Origin of the sequence: Fibrobacter sp. UWB7 (genome assembly GCF_900142945.1) — a bacterium.
In the GTDB taxonomy this organism is placed as follows: Bacteria; Fibrobacterota; Fibrobacteria; order Fibrobacterales; family Fibrobacteraceae; genus Fibrobacter.
In genome coordinates this window covers 737,609-760,291 of sequence record NZ_FRCO01000002.1, presented here as the reverse complement: position 1 = coordinate 760,291, position 22,683 = coordinate 737,609, and the positions used below count along the sequence as shown (strand labels likewise).

The window sequence follows — 22,683 nt, the reverse complement described above, 5'->3', positions numbered from 1 at the left end:
CCGCACACGTTTTTGTGTGCGGGTATATTCTAAAGCTATTAGTGGCGATTACTTCTTCTCGACTAATTCCGTGGCGAGTTTCTTCATTCCGTTGAAGTCCCACTTGCCGCTTCCGAGCTTCGGAATGGCTTCGACGCCAAATACAGAACCCGGCTGCATGAGTGGCGGGATGCCTGACTTGCGGAGGCTTCTCGAGATTTCTTCGGTGTCGAGCGTTGCGTCGCCCTTGACGAGGAGCACGATGCGTTCGCCCTTCACAGAATCCGGCACGGCGGTAATCGCAAATTCGTGGTCGTCCAAGATGCCTGTTTCTGCAATGCGGAGTTCCACGGCAGTAAGCGAAATCATTTCGCCGCCGAGCTTTGCGAAGCGGCTGTAGCGACCGAGAATTTGTATGAACCCGTCCTTGGTGATGGTGCACTTGTCGCCGGTCTTGTACCAGCGGCGTCCATCGATTTCAAGGATTACAGAGGATGTCTTGGCTTCGTCCTTGAGGTAACCCTTCATCACTTGCGGGCCTGTGATGACGAGCATGCCTTCTTCGCCCGGTGCGAGGAACTGGTTCGTTTCCGGATCGATGATGGCGCCTGTTGAACCAGGGACAACCATGCCGATGCTCGAGTGGTCGCAGCACTTTTCCATCGTCAAGAAGTCGTCGAGCAATACGTTCGGGGCGTTGAGCGTGGCAAGCGGCGTGAGTTCCGTGCAACCGTAACCTTCGTAAATGTCCTTGCCGAACTTGAGCTTGAAGGTCTCGCGCATTTCGGGGCGGAGCTTTTCGGCACCGGCAATCACGTAGCGCAAAGAGTCGAGACACATAGGGTGTACCCAGCGGTTGATGGCGATGGCGCGGAGGAACGTCGGGGTGCCCATGAGGATGGTTGCCTTGTATTCGGCGCATACGCGGGCAAGAGTCTTGATGTCGGTGGGATCGGGGCAGAGCACCATCGGCACGCCGTCGAGGAGCGGCATCATGAACGTCATCGTAAAGCCAAACGAATGGAACAGCGGGAGGAGCGATGTCATCACGTCGGTGCGGCAAAGCCTGATGACGTGGTCTCCTTGCTGGGCGTTGGAAATCACGTTCTTGTGCGTGAGTTCTACACCCTTTGGTGTACCTTCAGAACCGGAACTGAACAAGATAACGGCATCATCGGTTAACTTAGACGTGGTGAACCAGAAATCTCTCAAAAGCTTCTTGGGGAATGTAAGGACGATGAACGATTCGAGCAGGCGGCAGAAGGTACTGATTTTCTTTTCTTCTTCGTCGATGTAGAACATCTGGCATTTTTCGGCGAGCTGCTTGAAGTCCGGGTTCTTGCCGCAGAGCTTGTCGAAGAAGGCGTGCGAAGTGACGATTGTCGAAAGTTCAGCCTTGTCAATGCAGCCGATAAGCGTGTCGACGGGCGAGGTGTAGTTCAAGTTGACCGTCGTCTTTCCGCAACCGAGGATGGACATAATGCCGAGGGCTGCGTCGCGGCTTGTGGGGAGCATGAAGCCTACATTCTGGTCATTCTTGGTGAGCGACTTGATCTTTTTGCCGAAGTGGTGGCAGAGGCGGATCATCTCGTAACCATTCACGTGGCGGCCGGCAGGGTCAATCAAGATTGGGCGGGAGCGGCGCTTGCGCATGGCGCGGTACCAAAGCGGAATGATGCTTGCGGAATGGTCCATCGCCATGTTCCAGATATCCGTGCCCAAGTTCTGCAAGTCCTTGCGGATAACATCTTCGGGGGTGGAGGCGGGAAGTGCCTTGCCAAAGCCCACGCTGATGACGCGGTTGAAGTACTGCGGGCGGTTTACGCATTCGGAGGCGTGGCTGTAACGGCTGCCCCAGAGACCTTGGATGTAGAACGGGACGATTTGCGCTTCTGTGCCTGCGATGGCCTTGCTGTAGTCGAGCGAGAACTTGGAAACAAATGGCGTCTTGGAAACTTCGCCTTCGGGGAAGATGACCACCGCTTCGCCCTTCAATAGCGCTTCGTGGATTTTTTCCATGGCTTCGCTGGGGTCGCGGCGGTTGATGTTGATGACCGACTTGCCGTGAGAGAACCAGCGCAAGTACCAATCTGCAAACGTGTTCCTGTTGCTTGCGATGAGGAGCGTGCGCGGAGATGCCATCTGGAGCACGGCCCAGTCGATGAAGCTAAAGTGCGGACCCACCAAAAGGAGCGGGCCGGATTCGGGCATGTTCTGGATGCCGTGGACCTTGACCTTATAGCGGAACACGTATGAGAATGCAAAGCGGAGCCCAGCGCGGAGGAGCGTCATCGGGGTGCGCTTGAGCGTGAACACGAACGTGAGGGCGAGGATTACGGCGAGGAAGAATAGCTGTTTGTGGAGGCTGAGTTCGGTCATGAGGAAGAGGATGACCTGGAAGCCAAGTAAGATGAACAGGAAGCTCATCTGAATCATGAACGAAACGGCGTGGATGCGGCCAGATGTGTCTGGGCGTGTGACGTTTTGGATGACCGTGCGGAGGATGACGAATGCGGAGCCTGCCCAGAAGGCGATGAATGCGTAGAGGAACGCAAGGACGTACTGGTTATTGATGAATGGCGTTATAATCATCGTGATGGAAGACGCAATGGCGGCAAGCGGGATAAGGCCTGTTTCCACGAAGTTCTTGGAAGACTTTGCGGCACTGATGGCGCCAATGATGTAGCCGATTCCGGTGAAGATGAATGTCCACTGGAATAGCGTTGAGCTCTGCGTACCCGTCATGTTCTGCGAAATCATGATGAGGAATTGCGTCACGCTCCAGAATGCAGCAATGCCGAGCATCGAGAGCTTGAGCATCGGGTTCGACCAGGTCGAAGAGAAATTGCGCATGGGGGAGCGAAGCTTCACGAACTTGTTCTGCTTGCAGATGCGGATGCAGAACGACGAAATGGCAGCGAAAAGTCCAACAGCGGAGAGGATAAACGGGAGGAGCGAGTAGCTAATGGTCGAGCTGTCGTTCGGACTGTAGTCAAACGTGAGGAAGGATATAATTGTGATACCGAGCGCCATGAAAATCAAGTGCTTGGCGTTGATTTTCACGAGGTCGTTCCCGTCGGTGATTTCTTTCATGAGGCCGATTTTTGCCGGATTGAAAATCGAGAGGAAAATGCCGTACAGGAACAGGAATGCAAATGCACCAAAGTCTAGTCTATCGCCAAAGAAGAATGCGATGAGCAAAACGGAGATAGCCATGCCGATGGAGGTCCAACCCATGACTTTGCTCTTGGGAAAACGGCCGGCGAAGTAACTTGCCACATGCATCATGATGATGCTCGGCGAGAACATGGCGAATTGGAGTAGTAGGCTCAGCCAGAAAAACCGTGCACCCTCGGAGTTGAAGGTTATCCATCTTTGGAAGTGGATGAATAAACCCAGTTGCATAAAAGATGTTAAAAATACAGCTATGTAATAGGGAACTTCGCCAGGGCAAGTAGTACGTTTCATATAGGTTGTTTAGTATAAAAATTGTTCAAAAATGCGAGGTAAATATAGTAATGATTAGAGGGGGTAAAAAAAGCGATGCCCGCGCGGTGGCGGGCATGATACTAACGACCAATGGCTGATGACCATTGACTAAAGACTATTGACTAACAACTACTTCTTAAACACTTTATAGAAGCAGAAAGCGCAGAGCCCAATGATAGCGCCCCAAGCGCAAACCATGAAAACGAGTCCGCCCGTAGTAAATTCAGCGTCCATTTTTTAACCCTCCATGTTTTCGTCAGAGTTACCGATTTCCATCTTCTTGATGCTCTTGCTGCGGCCCTTTTCTGCGGGACCACCCTTGCGCCAGGCATAGGCGATGGCGAGGTTCAAAAGCAAGAAAAGCACGAGCAAGAATCCGCGGAATGCCCACGTGAATCCGATTTGCGGGAACGTGTGTCCGAGGAATGTGACCGTTGCGTTCGGGTCTACGTTGCTAAGCGTGATGAATGGGAGACCGTCCGTGAGTGTGAACGAAACTAAGAGCACAATCAGGTAAATCGGGCAGACGTAAAGGATAATCGGGCGGAGGAAACGCGGGAGCTTGAGAAGCGAGCCATCGTTCATGGTGGCAAAAGCTTCATTTTCGCCCGGTTCCACAACCACTTCGGCTGGGAGGTCGCCATTTTCCTGGGCTTTCTTGGCGTTGCGGCGTCCGAGCACGAGGCTAAAGAGAACCGCCTGGATCATGCCCACGAACACGATGAGGTACGTACCGCCCCAGAAGTCGAGTTCATCGACTGTGCCTGCGGCGAGGCCGAAAATAGCGGTAAGGCTACCGATAAAGGTAATCGTGCTGACCGTCGTGACGGACTTTTTACGCGTAAACTTGAGGTCGTCTTCGCAGAAGCTGATGAGCGGCTGGATGATAGAAATGGCGCTCGTGATGCCTGCAAAGAAGAGCATCGTGAACCAAACGGTCTGAAGCACGCCTCCGAACGGGAGTGTTCCGAAAACGTAAGGCATCGTCTGGAATCCAAGACCGAATGTGCCGAGCTTGGCGCATTCTTCGATGTTTGCGCCTGCGATAAGCACTGCCATCGGGATCACGACCGTACCACCAATAATCACCTCGGCGAAGCCGTTCGTTGCGCTTGCCGTGAGCGAAGAAAGCACGAGGTCTTCCTTTGGCTTGAGGTAGCTTGCGTAGCAGAAAATGATGGCCATACCGAGGCTCATCGTGAAGAACACTTGGCCTGCAGCCGCCATCCAGACCTTCGGACTAGCGAGTTCCGAGAAATCTGGGTTCCACATGAAGGCAAGACCCTTGCCAATGCCCGGGAGCGTGAGCACGCGGACCACAAGCACAAGGCCCAAAATCAAGAGGATCGGCATGCAAATCTTGTTCGCGCGTTCAATGCCCTTGCGTACACCGAACGAAAGCACAATCATGTTCGCGATAAATGTAATGAGGAAGAAGATGATGGCGACCGGGATGCCACCGACGCAAGTCTTGAGCATGATGTAGTTGCCGAAGAATTCCGTCATTTTTTCCGGCCCCTGCGCGACAACGTCCATCAACGTGCCTGTTGCCGAGTAGAACGCAAATGCCAAAATCCAGGACTGGATAAATCCGTAGTAGAAAATGATGAAAATCGGCGGGAGGAGTCCGAGCGAACCCAGGTACTTTGCCCACTTCTTTTTCTTTTGGAAAATCACGTGGTACGTGCTTGGGGAGGTGCCGTAATTGTGGTAGCCAGCGTAACGACCAAGCGTCCATTCAATCCAGGCGAGCGGAATCCCAAGGAACACAAACGCAATGAGGTAGGGGATGATGAATGCGCCGCCGCCATTGGTAGCCGCCTGCACAGGGAATCGAAGAAAATTGCCAAGACCGACTGCGGAACCAGCGACTGCGAGGATGACCCCGAGTTTGGAACCCCAGCTTTCACGATTATTTGCCATGTTCTTTTCCTAAAATTTGAGCCGAAACTCAGTGAATATCGTGTTAAATTTAGTTATTCCTCGAAAAATGGCAACTTTGAAAAATGTTACGTGTGGGGGGATAAAAAAAAGCGCAGGCCCGGATGAGTCTGCGCTTTGGTTAATGGCGATATGCGCTTACTTGTTGTTAGCGCGGATCAAGTTGAGGGCGGAGCCTGCCTTGAACCATGCCCACTGCTGTTCGTTGTAGGTGTGGCTGAGGGCGATGTTATCGACGGAGCCGTCCTTGTGGTGGGCGACGAGCGTGAACTCGGAACCCGGGGCGAACTTGGTGAGGCCAACGATATCAAACACGTCCTGTTCCTGGATCTTGTCGTAGTCGGCGGCGTTCTTGAAGGTAAGGGCGAGCATGCCCTGCTTCTTGAGGTTCGTTTCGTGGATGCGGGCGAAACTCTTTACGATCACGGCCTTCACGCCGAGGAAGCGCGGTTCCATGGCGGCGTGTTCGCGGCTGGAGCCTTCACCATAGTTTTCGTCACCGATGACGATGGAGCCCGTGCCCTTGGCCTTGTAAATCTTGGCAAGTTCCGGAACTTCCTTGTATTCACCGCACTGGCAGAGAACCTTGTTGGTTTCGCCGTTGAAGGCGTTCACGGCGCCGATGAGCATGTTGTTCGAAATGTTTTCGAGGTGACCGCGGTAGTTGAGCCACGGGCCGGCCATGGAGATGTGGTCGGTGGTGCACTTGCCCTTGGCCTTGATGAGGAGCGGGGCGCCGGCGATGTCCTTGCCGTCCCAAGCTGCGAACGGTGCGAGGGCTTGGAGGCGCTTGCTGGTCGGGTTGATGGAAACGGTAATGTTGGAACCGTCGGCAGCCGGAGCCTGGTAGCCCGCGTCCTTCACGTCGAAGCCCTTCGGCGGGAGTTCGCACTGTTCCGGCGGATCGAGCTTCACGGCCTTGCCTTCGTTATTGACGAGGGTATCGGTCATCGGGTTGAAGCGGATGTCGCCAGAGAGGGCGGCGATTACAGCCATGAGCGGGGAGGCAACGAAGGCGTGCGTGTTCGGGTTGCCATCAGCGCGCTTTGCAAAGTTGCGGTTAAAGCTGTGGACGATCGTGTTGAGTTCCTTCTTGTCGGCACCGGCGCGGTCCCAGCGGCCAATGCAAGGACCGCAAGCGTTCGTCATGATCGTTGCACCGAATTGCTTGAACAAGTCGATGAGGCCGTCGCGTTCGGCGGTGTAGCGCACCTGTTCGGAGCCCGGGTTGATGAGGAGCGGGCACTTCGGGGAAAGACCCTTCGCGAGAGCCTGCTTGATCATGTTGGCGGCCATGTAAAGGTCTTCGTAGCTGGAGTTCGTGCAAGAACCGATGAGGGCTGCGCTCACGACCGGCGTAGATTCCGGCTTCGTTTCGGTAGCCTTGAGGGATTCTGCCATGTCGGTCACGGCGAATGCACGGTCCGGGCTGAACGGGCCGTTGTAATGCGGGATGAGCGTGTTGAGGTCGATTTCCACAACGCGGTCAAAATACTTTTCCGGTTCGGCTTCAACTTCCGGGTCGGCCTTGAGGTCGGCGGCAATCTTGTCAGCGGCGTCAGCGACGTCGGCACGGCCAGTAGCGCGGAGGTAACGGCTCATGGAATCGTCGTAGCTGAAGGTGGAGCAGGTGGCGCCCACTTCGGCACCCATGTTCGCAATCGTTGCCTTGCCTGTTGCGGAGAGGCTGCGTGCGCCTTCGCCAAAGTATTCGATAATAGCGTTCGTGCCACCCTTAACAGTGAGGATGCCTGCGAGCTTGAGGATGATGTCCTTAGCCGTTGCAAAGCCCTGGAGTTTGCCAGTGAGCTTCACGCCGATCATCTTCGGGTACTTGAGTTCCCACGGGAGGCCGACCATGGCGTCCACGGCATCTGCACCGCCCACGCCAATCGCGAGCATGCCGAGACCGCCAGCGTTCACGGTGTGGGAGTCGGTACCGATCATCATTCCGCCCGGGAAGGCGTAGTTTTCGAGCACCACCTGGTGGATGATGCCAGCACCCGGGAGCCAGCAGTCAATGCCGTACTTGGCAGAAACAGACTGCAAAAAGTCATACACTTCCTTGCTTTCTTCCTTGGCCTTCGGGAGGTCCTTTTCGGCACCTTCGCGGGCAATAATCAAGTGGTCGCAGTGGACAGAGCTCGGAACGGCAACCTTGGACTTGCCTGCCGTCGTGAACTGCAAAAGGGCCATCTGGGCGGTGGCGTCCTGCATAGCGACGCGGTCCGGATGGAATTCGGCAAAATCAGCGCCACGCTTGTAAGTTCTGTTCTCGGCACCTTCGATCAGGTGGCTGTAGAGAATCTTTTCGGCGAGAGTGAGGGGGCGATTGAGCTGCTTGCGGGCTGTTGCAACTCGTGCAGGAATGCGCGCGTAAGTAGCTTGGATCATGTCGAAATTAAAAAGCATAGTTACCTCGTGAATTTTTCGACCGAAAAGATAGAAATTTTAAAAACAGCGAAAAGGGAAAATTTAAGCGTATTTGGGAGATATATTAACGCGATTTCTACGCAGCTTCTAGAAAGTGTAAAGGCGGGCTTGCAAATGTAATGTGCGAACAAGAAATGTAATGGTTAAAGCTTATAATTATGCCGTTAAAATGCGGATGTGCATATAAAAATTCAAATTCAGTCGATTTATATGCATTTTTAGGTATATTTTGTGTAAAGTAAGTGCTGTCGCGGAGCTGCTCGAGGCTTTGAATGCATATAAAAATGGAGAAGGCGTGTGTTTTATATGCTTTGATGAGAAAAATATACTGATATTTTATTCGAAAAATGCATATAAATATTCTAAAATCGCAGATTTATATGCGTGACCTCTTTTTTGAAGTGGCTTTATTATATTTTTCAATGTAACCATGTCTGTAATATCTACGTCCCAAAAGGTTCTTTTTAAGCTCCTGAATTGGTTGCTTTGTGCCGCAACTTTTGCTTGCGTTGCCTGTGACAGTAATTCTACGATTTCCTTCAGCGACGAAAGTGTTTACGATGCTGAGAAAAATACATTGACCGATCTTCGTGACGGACAAGTTTACCGTACTACGACAATCGCTCCCGAAGGAACGGGCTATTCCAAAGTATGGATGGCACAAAATCTGAATTACCGCTATAATTTGAAGTCCGTTAATGGAGGTGTCGCCGATACGTCAAGTTATTGCGTCTATAACGACCCGGAAAAATGCAAAACGTTGGGGAGGCTTTATACATGGCCTGCTGCTATGGACAGTGCTGCGTTGTTCAGTACGGATGCGCAAGGCTGCGGTTATACGAGAGACTGCAAGGCAAGCGAGATTGTTCGCGGTGTATGCCCTAAAGGTTGGCACCTCCCTAGCATGGAAGAATTCGAAGCTTTGCTAAAAGCGGTGGGCGGCAGTTCTATCGCCGCATTGAAGCTGAAAGCTACTAGCGGTTGGACGGAAAATGGCAACGGAGCGGACGCTTTCGGATTTGCGGCGATGCCGGCTGGTTTCAGGGATGCCAATGGGCATTTCGGATTTCAGGATAGCAGTGCGTATTTTTGGAGTACGACTGAAGTCTATTTTGCCAATTCTTATTTCATGGATATGTATTTCCGCAACAACTCTGCAGATATCCCTGGCGATAACAAGGATATTGCATTTTCTGTCCGCTGTGTGAAAAATTAAAGTTTTTTTGTTTGTGAAAACCGCTATTTTATGGGGCGGTTTGTTGTAAATCTCCACCGCACGGGTATTGCTTGAGCCACTCTTTGATTTGCTCCTGGGTGTGCTTTTCGGAACAGAGTTCGCGATACACTTTGGGGGCGAGTTCTTCTGGATCAAAGCCAAAGTTAAAAAGTGCCCAAATTCCGGTGCCAAAACCGGCTCCTATTGCAATGGCAGCAGGGAAATTCCCCGTAGTTTGAGCTGCAATCAAGAACCCGAGAAGCCCTTCTAAAAGGGTTGTTCCCAACAGGTTTTTGCGTTCCATCTCTTGACAATAGTCAATCGAATCGGCGGATACTTGGTACAACATTTTGCCGTAGTCTTGCTTGAGCCAAACGGTATTGTTTTTTTCGTTATAACAAATTCCTTTGGTGGTGCTGGCTGTAACGTTTTTAACGGGGTGGTATATGGTTGAAATCGTTTGAGAGCTGTCGCTGAAACGGAACCAGCGTCGTTTTATCGTATGTAGCGTATCTGTTGTGGTGATCGTGCTTGAATTTGTTAGCGAACTAGTCGTTTTTGAATCGATTTTTTGTGTATCTGTGAGCGTTGCTGTCTGAGTGTTGTCAATAGAAGCTGTTTTCATGTTTTTCATTTTTTCGAGATTCTTTGCAGCTGCTTTCCTTATTTCGTCATTTCCGCCGAATGAAAATGGCGAGGAAAATCCCCAAAAGTCTATCGTTATTGCAAAACGATTACGCTTTTCATCGAGGTCTCTGCCATAACGGAGCTCAAACGACATTTTGCAATTTTCTCCAACAGCGCCGGTTATAAAAAGGCCTCCGCCAACTTCTGTATAAAATTTAGGCTCAGGATTCGGAATCCATATTTGTCTAAATCTACCGCCGTTGTCGATTTCGCGACCGTTCCTTGACAAATGCTGTGTAAAGCCTAATTTCCATTTGTCGTTGATCGGAATCTGCTCGATAAGCATTCCTCCGCCGGAATAGCGGGTGAAAAATGTGCTGGAATCATGCATTGGAGCGTACAAAATTGCAAATGCGTTGCCCCATCCTGTGATGCCGAAATACGGGGAGGCAAAACCGGCTTGCACGATTGGAGTGAGTGATTGCAGTCCGTATCCGAAAGTGAAGTAATCGCCGCTGATAAATCTTTCGAAAGAGGCGTCGCCCCACCATTCCGTGTTGTGACCGTCTTCATCGCGAACGCCATTTTTAAGTTGCCCTGCATAATATGAAAAACTGACGTTGTTGATGACATCGTTTCTTCCATAGCTGTCCATAAAAGCGGCTGCTGGAGGCGGGCGCGTGATAGAACTGCAACTAGCAAGGAATATCGCTAATGCGATTGCTAAAAAAGAACGTATCCAATGATTTAAGATTATTTTCATAGGAGTAAACTAAACGAAAAGGACCAGTAAATGACGGGATTTGTTTCTGTATGAAGTCCCATTTCGTATGACATAATAGAGAAAAAGTGCTGTTTTTGATTCGCTTCTTTTAGTAAAGGCAAATTTGAATAATTGGCGAATTCAAGACCGTAATAGAATATCCATTTGTGTAATTTATAGCCATATGAAAATCTGGTGGCAGGATTTCCGTTCAGATTTTCGCCTGCGTTGATGATGTGCAATTGACGTAATCCGGCGTGAGCGCCAAAGGCTAGACCATGGTTATTCATGAAAAACATGGTTCCGCCACCCAAATTGAGCGAACCGGAGAAGTTGTTTGTGCTGGCCCCTGCATCAAAATGGTAAGTGTAGTTGACGTTATAATCTTTTCTTTCTCTGTTATAGCCGAAGTAATGACCGAAAGACAGATCATATGCGGCACCAACGTATATTGGTCCGAGCCATTGCACGATGATGGGGGAAATCCCGATTTCTAACGGGATGGAGTAATGCGTGGTCAGGAACATCCCTCCGCCAAAGGTGTGACCATACCAGTTTTCTGCACCTTCGGTGTTTTCTGTTTTGGGCCAAGTGATGTTGTATAAGTTGATGTCAAGGCGGGCGTTGAATCCGCTGATTTTATCTTCTCCGTATTCGCGTTCGCTTCGGCAAAAATCGGAATGCATCGCTTTTGGGGTGGATGGGTCACATGCTCCAAGCGAGTTACCTATGGTAAACAGGTATCTTACTCCAGGTGCGATTTGCTTAGCTGCCATAGCAGGGGGCACTATGCTGGGGGCTAAAACGACATCGTCTTCAGCCCATGTGATCGCACATGCAAAAATGATGAATAAAAGAATGATTTTACGCATAATGTTTTTCAGCTAAAGTCTAGAAAAATAAATAACATAAAAAAACTCACCAATGGATTTTGGTGAGCTTTATAAGTAATGCGTGAGCGATGCGCTCCTGAAATGCGCGGACTTTACTTCCCGGCGATTTCTTTGGCTTTAGCTTCGATTTCGGCGATGGCCTTTGCGCGGCCTTCGGTGGTGTCTGCGTTTGCAAGCACGATGTTCACGAACACGGAACCTGCGACCACAGCGTACACATGCTTCGAAAGCACCTTGGACTGTTCGCCGTTGCGGATGCCGAAGCCGCCGAGAACCTTGGCGCCGTGCTTACCGACTGTGTCGATAAAGTCGAGCGTTGCTTGGTCAATCGTCGTTTCGCTTCCGGTAGTACCAGCGCGGAGTGCGGCGTAGATGTACTTGAAACCGGCGGAAGCCATCGTTTCGAGACGTTCCTTGGTCATGCTCGGAGCAGCGACCGGGATGTTTTCGAGACCGTGCTTCTTGCAAGCTTCGGTGAGGCCTTCGTCATGGTCGAACGGAAGGTCCGGAATGATGCAAGCAGAAACGCCTGCGTCCTTGCACATCTTGACGAAGTTTTCGACGCCCGGCGTAAAGGCGAGCGAGCCGTAAGTCATGATGTAAATCGGCGTCTCGGGGTGACGTTCGTGAATCTGCTTCACGATGGCAAGGCCCTGCTTGGTGGAATAGCCTTTTTCGAGAGCGATGGTGGAAGCGGTCTGGATGGCCGGACCGTCGGCACTCGGGTCGCTGAAGGCAAGCTGGATTTCAAGAATGTTGGCGCCACCTTTCACAAGAGCGTCGGCGATGGCGATAGAAGTTTCAGCGTCAGGAAAACCCGCAATAAGATGAGACATTAAATTCATGGTGATTACTTCCTTGTCATAATTTCGGCGTCGTGGATGTCTTCGTTGTTTTCGAGGCGCTTGAGTTCGGCCTTCAGGAATTCCTTCCACTTTTCGGGGCGGAACACCGGGCTTGTGATGAAGATGTCCTTGTCGCCGCGGCCACTCATGTTGATGACGAGAGCCTTGTCCTTCGGCAATTCCTTCGCGATCTTCATCGCGGCAGCGCCGGCGTGAGCGCTTTCGAGGGCGAACAAAATCCCTTCGTTACGGGCGAAGAACTTCACCGCTTCCAAAGCTTCCTTGTCGAGAATCGCCGTGAATTCCACGCGGCCAGATTCGCCGAGGGCGGCGAGCTGCGGGCCGATTCCCATGTAGTCGAGGCCAGCCGAAATCGAGCGCGTCGGCATGGATTGACCGTCTTCGTCAATGAGGAAACGGCTCTTGTAACCCTGCACGATGCCTTCGCGGCTGGCGTTACCCGTCATGCGGGCTGCGTTTTCGCCGACGTTCGGGCCTATGCCACCGGCTTCTGCACCAATCAAACGCACGTTTGCGTCGTTGATGAACGGCGTGAACACGCCAATGGAGTTGCTACCACCACCCACGCAAGCGACAACCGCGGCAATGTCAATGTTCCGTTCGGCGGCCTGGCGCTTCACTTCTTCGCCGATAATCGACTGGAATGTGCGAACGATATCTGGGAACGGGGCTGGGCCGAGTGCGGAACCAAGCACGTAATGAGTGTTCTTGAAATTCGTGGCCCAGTCGCGCATGGCTTCGTTCACGGCATCCTTGAGTGTGCGGCTACCGCTCGTGACCGGTACAACCTTTGCTCCGTACATTTCCATGGTGGCCACGTTCGGTTGCTGGCGGCGAACATCCACTTCACCCATGTACACCACGCATTCGAGGCCGAGCTTTGCGCAAGCGGCGGCAGTGGCGAGCCCGTGCTGACCGGCGCCTGTTTCGGCGATGATGCGGGTCTTGCCCATCTTCTTAGCGAGCAAGCACTGACCGATGGCGTTGTTGATTTTGTGGGCGCCTGTGTTGGCGAGACCTTCCAGCTTGATGTAAATCTGTGCACCGCCCAACAGTTCCGTTGCGGTCGGGGCGAAGTACAGCGGCGTTTCGCGGCCAATGTAGTCGCGCTGGATGATGCGGAGCTCTTCGAGGAATTCCGGATCGTGGATGTACTTGTTGAATGCCGCTTCGAGGTCGTCGAGCGGGCGGCGGATGATTTCGGCAACGTACTTGCCGCCGAACTTGTCAAAGAAACCGTTGTTAGAAGTTGTAGAGGTCATTGTTGTTCTGTCATCCTGAGAGATGGGCGAAGCCCGAAGTCGAAGGATCTAGTTAAGGGTTAAAGTCTCTATGCCTGCTGAGGCGCTGCGAGTCCAGAAACCAAAAAAAATCGGCTTCCGGAGAGTCCCGAAAGCCTTTTACAAACACTTGATGAAATCAGCAAACCGGACTCTATCTCGTAGAGCCCCACCACCAACGGTTGAAACGGATTACTGCGTTCATCTTCATACTATAAATGTAGGAATGGAAATTTAATTTGGCAAGGGAATGGGAAAATTTTTTCGGATTTTTCTCGATATAAAAAAAGGGCTTTGGAAAATTTCACTATTTACTTATATTTACATTGACATAATTTAGAGTTCGCTCTTATTCTTGTAGTTGAAAAACGACCAAAACTTTCTAAGCAAGAGAAAAAGGGCAGACACTCACACCCTATGGTGTGGGTCGTTTGCGTTTATTTTGCTTAAGGTTTACTTGGTCGTTACCTCAACTACGATGGCGCGGACGATTCCACGCTTTTTTTGTGCGGATCGAAAACGTTTTTACGGGATGAGGTGGGCTCCATTGTTGGATTTTTAACCAATGGAGAAAAAATGAAAAGTAAACAAGTTAAATGGACTAGCCTTGTTGGCGTATTTGCCCTCGTAGGAATGTCCCTTCTTTCTGCGTGTGGTGATGACAGCGCTTCGCCGGTTGTTCCGCAGGTGAGTGAAAAGGAAAGTAGCTCCAGCAAAATTAAAAGCAGTTCTAGCGTAAAAAGAACGAGCGTTGAATCAATGTTTGAACTTGGAGCTTGTAAAAATTCAAACATTGGCGAGCGTATTTTTGTTTCTGAAGAAGTGGACTATTACACGTGCTCTTATGTTGATGGTAAATATACCTGGGCTCCTGATAAAAAGGCAAAAAGCTCAAGCAGCGTGAAATCGTCCAGCAGCATGGCAAAATCCAGTAGTTCTGCAAAATTATCGAGTAGTTCGGTAAAATCGTCAAGCAGCACTAAAGCTTATACAAATGTTTCTGATGTTTGGACAGGCAAGATGACTAAGCCATCAACAGAATTTATTGATGGAAAGTCATTCATGCTTATCTATACCGCTGAGGAATTGGCGTATTTTGCTGACCAGGTGACGAATAAGGGCGAAGAAAGACTTAATGCCAAGTTGATGCAGCATATCCGCCTTAACCCTGATAATATGGTGGATGAAAAAGGAAATTTGATTTTGCCTCAAAGTTCTTTGAATGAATGGACTCCCATTGGAGGCGGAACGGATAAAATTATGTATAAAGGAACTTTTGACGGAAATGGTTATATTGTTTCTGGCATTTATGTAAATAAGCCTGCTTATGAACGAGCTGGTTTTATTGGAACTCTTGGCGCTACGACTAAAAGCGATAGTGGACATGTAATGTTCCTTGGCATTGAAAATTCCTACATTGTTGGAGACAAATATGTTGGCGGTATTGTTGGCCGAATGAACTATGCTGAGATTCAACAGGTATTCAATCGAAAGTCTTATGTCAAAGGCTCTGATTTTGCTGGTGGTATTGTTGGTTACAAAAACTATGGATGGTTGTATTACGCCTATAATTCTGGAATGATTGTAACTCAATCTAATCGCACAGCTGGAATCGCAGGCTTTAACAATAACTCGGCTTCAACAATTAAGGTTTGTTATAATGTGGGTTTCCTGATCGCTCCGAATAACCAACGGGCTGCAGGAATTTCGAATACTACGAATTCCAATACGTATAATACTTCTGTGAATTCATTTTATCTAATCCAAGATGACCGTAAGCTGATTGCTAATGGAGCTTTGGAAAAAGAACAATATTTTATGCAAAGTGATGAATTTATTAGTACCATGAATGGCCTTGCTTTTGACAATATTTATGTTGCCGATGATGACGACATTAATGATGGTTATCCAGTGTTTAAATGGGAAAAGCCTATTATCAGATAATTGAAATACAAACGGTAAAAAATTAGGCTTCCGGCAAATCCCGGAAGCCCTTATGCTATAGTGTTGAATTTTTGAGGCAAGGGGTGGTTTTATTTTTTCTTGCCTTCGAGGTATTCCGTGATTTTTGGGACCATCAGCGACTTGCGGCTGATTTTTTCGGCGGAGAAGTAAACGCCTTCGCTGAAAAGTTCTCCGAATGCACTTTCGGCGATTTCTTTAGCCGTGGCTTCGTAATCGCCTGTAGCGTAGATGATGGTGTAGGAGCCCGATTCGATGAACGGCGTTTCGGCGGCGGTTTCCGGATCTGGATTCGGGTCGTGTCCGTCAACCTTGGCAAAGAGAATGTCGCGCTTCTTTTCTTTGGCAATTTCGGGCATCACGGCGGCGAGACGTTTAAAGAAGTCGCTCTTGGTCGAATCGACATACCAGTCGTTGCTTGCAATTCCGATTTTGACGCCTTCGATTTCGTAATCCTTGTAGTCGGAGAGGAAAATATCCTTGTCCGTCATGCCGTAGTAATCGTGCGACGCATCGTCCATTTCGCGGGAGAGCTTGGCGACGCTATCGGGGGAAATCTTGAGCTGTTCGATAAGGCTTTTCCATGCAGACGAATCTAAAGCCGAGGATGCGACTTTGGTCAAGTTGCGCGTGTCAGAAAGGATGCCCGCCAAAAGAATCTTGGCCATGTCGTTATCGATTTTGACGTCGGCTTTTTTGTAGAGGTCCCAAATGATAGTGCAGGCGGAACCGATAATTTGACGGTTCACGTAAGTGTCGGAGGTGACTTTTTCATCAAGATCGCCAGGAATGTGGTGGTCGATAATCTGGAGAATCTTAGCCTCTTTGACTCCTTCGACGGACTGCGCGGATTCGGCGTGGTCGGTGAGGATGAGACGCGTACCGGCTTTTACAGACGACATCTGTTCAGGAATTTTGAATCCGAATTTCTCGGCGATGTAAGCTGTTTCGCGATTGATTGGACTTACGATTTTGGCTACGGCGTTGTGCCCCAAAGCTCGCATGAGTGCAGCGTAACTCATAGCCGAAGTGACGGCGTCGACATCAGGAGTCTTGTGCCCGATGACGAATGTGGTGTCGGAACCCCAGTCCAAGGCGTTGACGGTGTTTTTGAATTCTTCTCCTTCGTTGTTGGAGTCGGAAGAAGTGCTGTCGCCGCAAGCGCAAAGAAGAGTGCTTGAGAGGCAAATGGAAAAAATGTTGTTAAAAAGAGTTTGTTTGTTCATGTCGCAGAAAATAGCTTTTTTCGCTTTTTGCGGGATTTTGTAAATTTTTATTTTATTTGCGGTTGCAGAGGCGCTGTAAACTGAAGATGCAAAAAAAATAGGCTTCCGGCACATTCCGGAAGCCATTTTATCAAACACTTGATGAAACCGGTGAATCCGTTCCGTTTTACGGGAACCCCTCCCGCAAGCGGTCTGAGTGGATTACCGATTTCACCTTTACGTATATCAATATATAATGTAAGTCGTTGATTGTCAATAGGTTACGATAACTTTTTTGTAAATTTTTGGTACGATTTTGGTGCGGTATAGAAAAAGCCTATCCTGTAGGATAGGCTTTACTTGTAATTGCTGTTTCTTGAATGCTATTTTGCGGAAATTGCCGCAAACAGCGCTTTCATCTTGTCGTGATTCTTGATGCCGGGGGCGTCTTCGATGCCGCTAGATACGTCGATGAGTTCGGGGTGGAACTTTTCGCAGATTGTGGCGACATTTTCAGGATTGATGCCGCCGGCGAGCCAGAGCGGGGCTCCGTTTGCTTTTTCGCGGAGGAGCGATTCGGGGATGGTCTTGCCGGTGCCGCCGGGAATGCCTTCGACCTTGGCGTCCAGCAAAATGCGAGGTTCGCCGTTTTTGCGGAGACTTGCAATGTAATCGAAGTCTTCGGGGGCGCCTACGCGTGCTGCGCAGTAGTAGGGGAGGGCTGCGCTGCAAGATTCCGCGAGTGCGTCGGAATTGTGCGGATCAACGCCGTGGAATTGTACGGCGTCGAGCACGCCTTCTTGGGCGAGCTTGATGGCTGTTTTGCCTTCGACGGAATTCGGGTCGGTAATCACGCCAACGAGAAGCGGAGATCCGTCATTGCGAGCTGCGCGGAGCTTGGTCGAGAATGACGTTACGAATTCTTCGGTGGTGAGTCTCTTGGTGGTGCTGAACACGAAACCGAGCATGTCGGCGCCGAGTTCGGCGGCGAGGAGACCGTCTTCTTCACGTGTGATGCCGCAGATTTTCACGAGCGGGCGGCGCGCATCTTGTGGGCGCGCATCTTGTGATGAGGCGGCGCGAGTCTCGTTATTGGCAAATTTGCGTTCGGCGAATTTCTTCCAGAACTGCCCGCGGGCGTTTTCGCATCCGCTTTCGAATGCGCTGACCACGTCTTTGGCGAGCGGTGGATTCTTGGCGACAGCTTCACCGACGAGAATTCCTGTGAATCCGAGATTGCGGGCGTATGTTGCATCGGCTGCACTCAGAATGCCCGATTCAAAAACGGCTTTGGCGGGGAGCTTGCTGCGAACGCTTGCGGGAATCAGCGGGTCCGTGTGGAATGTGGCGAGGTCGCGGGAATTGACGCCTGCGACGATCGTCTTGGCGGCTGCATCACCGAGAGCGGCTGTCACAACGGCAAGCTTGCGGAAATCGTCAGCTTCGCGGACTTCAACGAATGCCTGAATGCCGAACTTCTGCGCGCGCTGTGCCATCTTTACGAGTTGGGCGTCGTCTAAAATTCTTGCAATCAAAAGTACGGCATCGGCGCCACAGCGATAAGCGATGTCAATTTCGTCTTCGAATAAAAGGAAATCTTTGCGGAGAACAGCGCAAGTGTGTAAGCCCTGCTGACGGCGGCGTTCCATCAAGTCCGCTACGGCAATCAAGTCACGGAGCGAGCCCTTGAAAAAGTTCATTTCGGTCAGCACGGAGACCGCTTGAGCGTGTGCTTCGGCATAAGTCGTGGCGAGTTCCACCGGATTCAAGTTCGGCGCGATGTCTCCCTTGGATGGCGAAGCCCTCTTGACCTCAAGGATGGCTCCTGCGTTACCCAAAAATTCAGTATGACCAACGCGACGCGCCTCGGGAATATCAATGTTAAAATTCAGCCCAAGTCTATCGATGTCTTCGCGGCGCATCCGCACGATTTTTTGCAAAATATCTTCGCTCATAATTCCTCTACGCCAATTGTAGAAAAATTTAAGGCGCGTTCAAAAGAAAGTTGGTCTTAGTTGGAGTAATTGTTGTTGGGGTGTTTTGTTCCGTATGGAACTTTTTGTCCCAAAAGAAAATTGCGCGTATTTCAAAAATATGTTTGTATCTCTTTTTTTACGATTTCGCCGGAGCTACTTTTATAGAAAAAATGGGGTGATATATGAAAACATTGAAATTATCAAACATCGTTTGGTGCGCAGCTCTTACGCTTTGCGCTTGTGGTGATAGCAGCGTTGATTCTACGGGTGTTGTTGCCCCGAATGCTGCTGAATCTGATTCTGCCGGTGAAACTACGGTGGTCTCTAATCCGGAAGCATCTTCGGGCAATCAAGGCTCTACGGCGGAAAACCAGAGTTCTGTGTCGACTGAACAAAGTTCTTCGACTGAAGAAGTCATTATTGAACAAGTGGCTTCGGATCCTGTAATGGTTTCCGAAATTTCTGGTGATCCGGTTATTACTTTTACCAACGCATCCGTTTCGGTCTCGAATGACAATGGTTGCATTGCTCAAAATGAAAAGACCATTACCATCAGCTGCCAAGGAAATTACCAGCTTACCGGCAGTTCGAACGACAACCAAATAATCGTTAACGCTGGGAGTACAGACAATGTTTATCTGTACTTGAATGGTTTGCAACTTGCAAGCGCCTCTGACGCTCCAATTTATGTTCAAAATGCGAACAAGGTATTTTTATTGTTGGTGGATGGGACAAAGAATACCCTTGAAGATGCTTCTACCCGCACGAAATCTTATACAAAGTCTAACGGCTCCAGCGACACGACAAATGCGACAATCTATGCCAAGGATGACTTGACGATTAAGGGTAGCGGCGCGTTGACCGTAACCGGAAACTACATCAACGGAATTCATTGCAGCAACGATTTGCGCATTCGTGATTTGCCCGAAATTACGGTCAAGGCCAAAAATCACGCTATCAAGGGCAAGGGCTCTGTAAATATTGAGGGCGGTTATTTTGAACTGACTGCAACAAATGGCGACGGAATCAAGAGCGACGAGGGCGACGATGAAGGTGTAGTCACGGAAGAAAAGGGAATTGTGGTCATCACTGGCGGTGAGTTTAACATCAATGCTGGCGATGACGGCATCCAGGCTTACAACTACATCTTGATTGCGGATTCTACCTCGACACCGCTTATTACCGTAAACAGCAAGGAAAAAGGTATTGCTACGGATAATCGTCTTTACATCAATGGCGGTGTAACTAGCGTGACATCAGGCGATGATGGGCTCCATTCCAACATGAACATTTATTTTAACGGTGGACGCACGACGATTTCTGCGGGCGATGACGGCATCCATGCCGATTCAACATTGCGCATCTCTGATGGTTCCATCAACATCACCAAGGCTGTCGAAGGTATTGAAGCGTTCTACATCAGGGCAGAAGGCGGAAAGACGGCGACGGTTGCAAGCGATGATGCTTGGAATGCGGCGGGAGGCTCGGCTGATGCCAACTCAACGAGTGGTTCTCAGTGGGGTGGCCGCGGCGGCCCGACTGGCATGATGAGCGGCTCCAAGGGTTATATCATTATCAGTGGCGGTTACCATTACCTCTGTGCGGCGGGTAACGATATTGATGTGCTTGATGCCAATGGAACGGCAACAATGAGCGGAGGCGTTTTGCTCCTTGAAATCGGTTCTAGTGGAAGGTCTAGCGCGATGTTTGCTCCGGGAAATCAGGGCGGTAATCAGGGCGGAAGCTGGGGCGGCTCTAGCTCTTGCTCCACGAATACGGCTGGTGGGCTTATTGACACGGACAATGGATTTAGCATCAATGGTGGCGTGTTGCTTGGTTTCGGAAGCCAAACCGAAGAGTATCCTTATTGCACTGCTACAAGCTACACGGCTGGTACGGCGTATGGTTCTAGCAAAGCCGCTTTCAAGCCTAGCTCTTCTGGTAGCATGATTATTTACGGTGGCGAAGTCAGCTCTGTGTCCCAGGTAGATGTGAGCGGCATGACCGAAGTTCCCCTCCCGAATGGCATGACCTACTACGAAAAATAGCCTTTTCCCTTGAATTTCCTCCTAAACACTAAAGGCTTGCTCCTTAGGGGGCAAGCCTTTTACTGCAAGGAGTGGATCGTTTTTTTTTCGGTTAAAATGGAGTTGTCTATAGAGGACACTTTGAGTTGTGTGGGGCTTTTTTTTGATGCGTTTTCTAGTTCGGCGGCTTAAATTTAAAGAAAAAAGGGATGTGCTATGAATTATTTGCTTTCTAAAACGATACGTGTGGCCGCTACTTTTGCGGCTTTGGCTGTCACAACGGCTGCGGTTCCTGCGTTTGCGGTGACTTCGCCGGACTTTCCGATGGCGGGCTTTGCCACGCAGAATGGCGGCACTACGGGCGGCAAGGGCTACTCCGAGGTTACGGTCGACAACGTGAATGACCTCAAGAGCTACGCCAAGGCGGGCAACAAGATTATCTACGTGAAGCCGGGCACGTACATGGGGCCGGTGGAAGTCGGTAGCAACGTGACGATTTACGGTTACCAGGGCGCCATTATCGCGCAGCCTACTTCGGGCAGTGCCATGAAACTGAGCGGCTCGAAGAACGTCATCATCCGCAACCTGAAATTCAAGGGTGTGGGTGCGCACGACGACGATGACGAAGATTGCCTCCAAGTGAATCACGAATCCAAGAACGTGTGGATTGACCATGTCGACGTGTATGACGGTCACGACGGTAACCTGGACATTACCAATGCTTCGGACTACGTGACGATTTCTTGGACCAAGTTCAGCTATACCTCTGCATCGACAGGTCACCAGTTCAGCAACTTGATTGGCAACAGCAAGACAAAGACGAGCGACCGTGGGCACCTGAATGTGACGATTCACCATACGTGGTGGGCTGACGGCGTGGTCGAACGCATGCCGCGTGTGCGTTTTGGCAAGGTACATGTGGCGAACAACCTCTTCGACAGCAAGAATGCGAGCTATTGCGTGCGAGCCGCTATCGAGGCGGACATCCGCATCGAAAGGAACGTGTTCATTGGCGTGCAGAAGGCGCTTGACTTGTACACGAGCGATGGAGCCATTACGGCGGCGCAAATGATTGAAAATTACGAAGAGAACGTGAAGAAGAAGCAGGACGGTACGGGTACGGCGTTCAAGCCGAGCTATTCCATGAGCCTCACCGACGTAAGTACGCAGGCGAAGGCGTATGCCCTGCGTGATTCCATTAAGTTGTACGCAGGTGCGACACTCCCGGATCCGGGAAAATCTCAAACGGTGACGCCCGCATCTTCTTCGAGCGAGGTGCAGTCCAGTTCCAGCGTGGCTGTGTCTAGTTCAAGTGTTGCGGTGTCTAGCTCCAGCGTCGCAAAGTCCAGCAGCAGTGTCGCGCAGTCCAGCTCCTCGCAGGGGGAGGTTGTTTCTGGAACGGCGACGCTTACTAAGCACGGCTCGGGTAGCGCTAAGCAAGAAGTCAAGCAAGGTGAATCTATCGAAGAATTTTACTTTACTGTCGCTGGCGCCACGGGTGCGACTGTTACGGGACTGCCTGATGGTGTTGTTGGGACAATGAAGGGTAGTGATTTTTACATCTCAGGTACGGTCGCTCAAAATGCTGCTGTGGGGGCGTACAACTTTACCGTGACAACGACTGGGGCTACGACAAATGCAACCAAGAACGGAACTATTACGGTTGTTGGTGCAAATGGAGCGGTTGCAGAGTCTAGCTCTAGTTCTGTTGAATCAAGTTCTAGTAAAGTCGAATCAAGCTCTAGCTCGGAGCAGGGCACGACTTCGTTGGATGTCGCTGCGATTGCTCCGCATTTCAATGTCTCTGTCGACGGTCGTGTGCTTACCGTGCAAGGTGCTACGCAAACGGCGTATCTCCTGGATGCTCAGGGAAGGCTGATTACAAAAGTTCAGTCTTTGGGTGGCGAAAGCTCGATAACCGTTCCTCGTGCGGGCATGTACCTCTTGCGTGTCGGTAACGAAACGCGTCGCATAACTGTTCGATAATCTTATCTTAAAATAAATTGAAAACCCGTGCTCGTCCGAG

The 22,683-nt window shown here is 50.5% G+C and carries 13 protein-coding genes; 4 read left to right on the top strand and 9 right to left on the bottom strand.

Annotated features, from left to right (window positions below; all coding sequences use genetic code 11):
* Positions 1-48: 48 nt before the first annotated feature.
* From BUC30_RS08655 to BUC30_RS08645, 3 genes are all read right to left on the bottom strand, one after another.
* Positions 49-3,384: an MFS transporter gene (locus BUC30_RS08655; RefSeq protein ID WP_244536561.1), complete on the bottom strand. Its 3,336-nt coding sequence runs from the start codon at positions 3,382-3,384 to the stop codon at positions 49-51.
* Positions 3,385-3,705: 321 nt separating this feature from the next.
* Positions 3,706-5,391: a sodium-dependent transporter gene (locus BUC30_RS08650; RefSeq protein ID WP_073424461.1), complete on the bottom strand. Its 1,686-nt coding sequence runs from the start codon at positions 5,389-5,391 to the stop codon at positions 3,706-3,708.
* A gap of 156 nt (positions 5,392-5,547) precedes the next feature.
* Positions 5,548-7,821 (bottom strand): aconitate hydratase, encoded by a 2,274-nt coding sequence (locus BUC30_RS08645; protein WP_073424460.1) that lies wholly within the window; start codon positions 7,819-7,821, stop codon positions 5,548-5,550.
* A 451-nt stretch (positions 7,822-8,272) separates the two neighbouring features.
* Here BUC30_RS08645 and BUC30_RS08640 point away from each other — a divergent pair, with 451 nt between their 5' ends.
* Positions 8,273-9,058, top strand: coding sequence for a fibrobacter succinogenes major paralogous domain-containing protein (locus BUC30_RS08640; RefSeq protein WP_073424459.1), 786 nt, complete (start codon positions 8,273-8,275; stop codon positions 9,056-9,058).
* 28 nt (positions 9,059-9,086) lie between these two features.
* Here BUC30_RS08640 and BUC30_RS08635 read toward each other — a convergent pair whose 3' ends face one another.
* From BUC30_RS08635 to trpB, 4 genes are all read right to left on the bottom strand, one after another.
* Complete coding sequence (locus tag BUC30_RS08635) at positions 9,087-10,448, bottom strand: hypothetical protein (RefSeq protein WP_139260815.1); 1,362 nt, start codon at positions 10,446-10,448, stop codon at positions 9,087-9,089.
* Positions 10,445-11,320, bottom strand: a complete 876-nt coding sequence (locus tag BUC30_RS08630) for a hypothetical protein (protein ID WP_073424457.1) — start codon at positions 11,318-11,320, stop codon at positions 10,445-10,447. The genes BUC30_RS08635 and BUC30_RS08630 overlap by 4 nt, the downstream gene beginning before the upstream one ends.
* A 113-nt stretch (positions 11,321-11,433) precedes the next feature.
* Positions 11,434-12,186, bottom strand: a complete 753-nt coding sequence (gene trpA, locus BUC30_RS08625; RefSeq protein WP_073424456.1) for a tryptophan synthase subunit alpha — start codon at positions 12,184-12,186, stop codon at positions 11,434-11,436.
* Positions 12,187-12,191: 5 nt separating this feature from the next.
* Positions 12,192-13,469, bottom strand: coding sequence for a tryptophan synthase subunit beta (trpB, locus tag BUC30_RS08620; protein WP_073424455.1), 1,278 nt, complete (start codon positions 13,467-13,469; stop codon positions 12,192-12,194).
* A 594-nt stretch (positions 13,470-14,063) separates the two neighbouring features.
* On the opposite strand from trpB, the gene BUC30_RS16330 reads away from it, so the two are divergent.
* The gene (locus tag BUC30_RS16330; RefSeq protein ID WP_073424454.1) at positions 14,064-15,431 is read left to right on the top strand and encodes a hypothetical protein; all 1,368 of its coding nucleotides are present in this window, start codon (positions 14,064-14,066) and stop codon (positions 15,429-15,431) included.
* Positions 15,432-15,520: 89 nt separating this feature from the next.
* On the opposite strand, the gene BUC30_RS08610 is transcribed toward BUC30_RS16330, so the two are convergent.
* Both BUC30_RS08610 and BUC30_RS08605 read right to left on the bottom strand, forming a co-directional pair.
* Positions 15,521-16,675, bottom strand: coding sequence for a DHH family phosphoesterase (locus BUC30_RS08610; RefSeq protein ID WP_244536560.1), 1,155 nt, complete (start codon positions 16,673-16,675; stop codon positions 15,521-15,523).
* 362 nt (positions 16,676-17,037) lie between these two features.
* On the bottom strand, positions 17,038-18,609 hold the full coding sequence (locus tag BUC30_RS08605; RefSeq protein ID WP_073424453.1) for a bifunctional indole-3-glycerol phosphate synthase/phosphoribosylanthranilate isomerase: 1,572 nt from the start codon (positions 18,607-18,609) through the stop codon (positions 17,038-17,040).
* Positions 18,610-18,812: 203 nt separating this feature from the next.
* On the opposite strand from BUC30_RS08605, the gene BUC30_RS08600 reads away from it, so the two are divergent.
* Both BUC30_RS08600 and BUC30_RS08595 read left to right on the top strand, forming a co-directional pair.
* The gene (locus BUC30_RS08600; protein ID WP_073424452.1) at positions 18,813-20,678 is read left to right on the top strand and encodes a carbohydrate-binding domain-containing protein; all 1,866 of its coding nucleotides are present in this window, start codon (positions 18,813-18,815) and stop codon (positions 20,676-20,678) included.
* A gap of 195 nt (positions 20,679-20,873) precedes the next feature.
* Positions 20,874-22,643, top strand: coding sequence for a pectate lyase family protein (locus BUC30_RS08595; protein WP_073424451.1), 1,770 nt, complete (start codon positions 20,874-20,876; stop codon positions 22,641-22,643).
* Positions 22,644-22,683: the final 40 nt, after the last annotated feature.

Excerpts from the sequence above, each read along its gene's own strand:
- BUC30_RS08635 (WP_139260815.1), bottom strand. The coding sequence starts at position 10,448 with ATGAAAATAATCTTAAATCATTGGATACGTTCTTTTTTAGCAATCGCA.
- BUC30_RS16330 (WP_073424454.1), top strand. The coding sequence starts at position 14,064 with ATGAAAAGTAAACAAGTTAAATGGACTAGCCTTGTTGGCGTATTTGCC.
- BUC30_RS08650 (WP_073424461.1), bottom strand. The coding sequence starts at position 5,391 with ATGGCAAATAATCGTGAAAGCTGGGGTTCCAAACTCGGGGTCATCCTC.
- BUC30_RS08610 (WP_244536560.1), bottom strand. The coding sequence starts at position 16,675 with ATGAACAAACAAACTCTTTTTAACAACATTTTTTCCATTTGCCTCTCA.
- trpB (WP_073424455.1), bottom strand. The coding sequence starts at position 13,469 with ATGACCTCTACAACTTCTAACAACGGTTTCTTTGACAAGTTCGGCGGC.
- BUC30_RS08630 (WP_073424457.1), bottom strand. The coding sequence starts at position 11,320 with ATGCGTAAAATCATTCTTTTATTCATCATTTTTGCATGTGCGATCACA.
- BUC30_RS08605 (WP_073424453.1), bottom strand. The coding sequence starts at position 18,609 with ATGAGCGAAGATATTTTGCAAAAAATCGTGCGGATGCGCCGCGAAGAC.
- BUC30_RS08655 (WP_244536561.1), bottom strand. The coding sequence starts at position 3,384 with ATGCAACTGGGTTTATTCATCCACTTCCAAAGATGGATAACCTTCAAC.
- trpA (WP_073424456.1), bottom strand. The coding sequence starts at position 12,186 with ATGAATTTAATGTCTCATCTTATTGCGGGTTTTCCTGACGCTGAAACT.
- BUC30_RS08595 (WP_073424451.1), top strand. The coding sequence starts at position 20,874 with ATGAATTATTTGCTTTCTAAAACGATACGTGTGGCCGCTACTTTTGCG.
- BUC30_RS08640 (WP_073424459.1), top strand. The coding sequence starts at position 8,273 with ATGTCTGTAATATCTACGTCCCAAAAGGTTCTTTTTAAGCTCCTGAAT.
- BUC30_RS08600 (WP_073424452.1), top strand. The coding sequence starts at position 18,813 with ATGAAAACATTGAAATTATCAAACATCGTTTGGTGCGCAGCTCTTACG.
- BUC30_RS08645 (WP_073424460.1), bottom strand. The coding sequence starts at position 7,821 with ATGCTTTTTAATTTCGACATGATCCAAGCTACTTACGCGCGCATTCCT.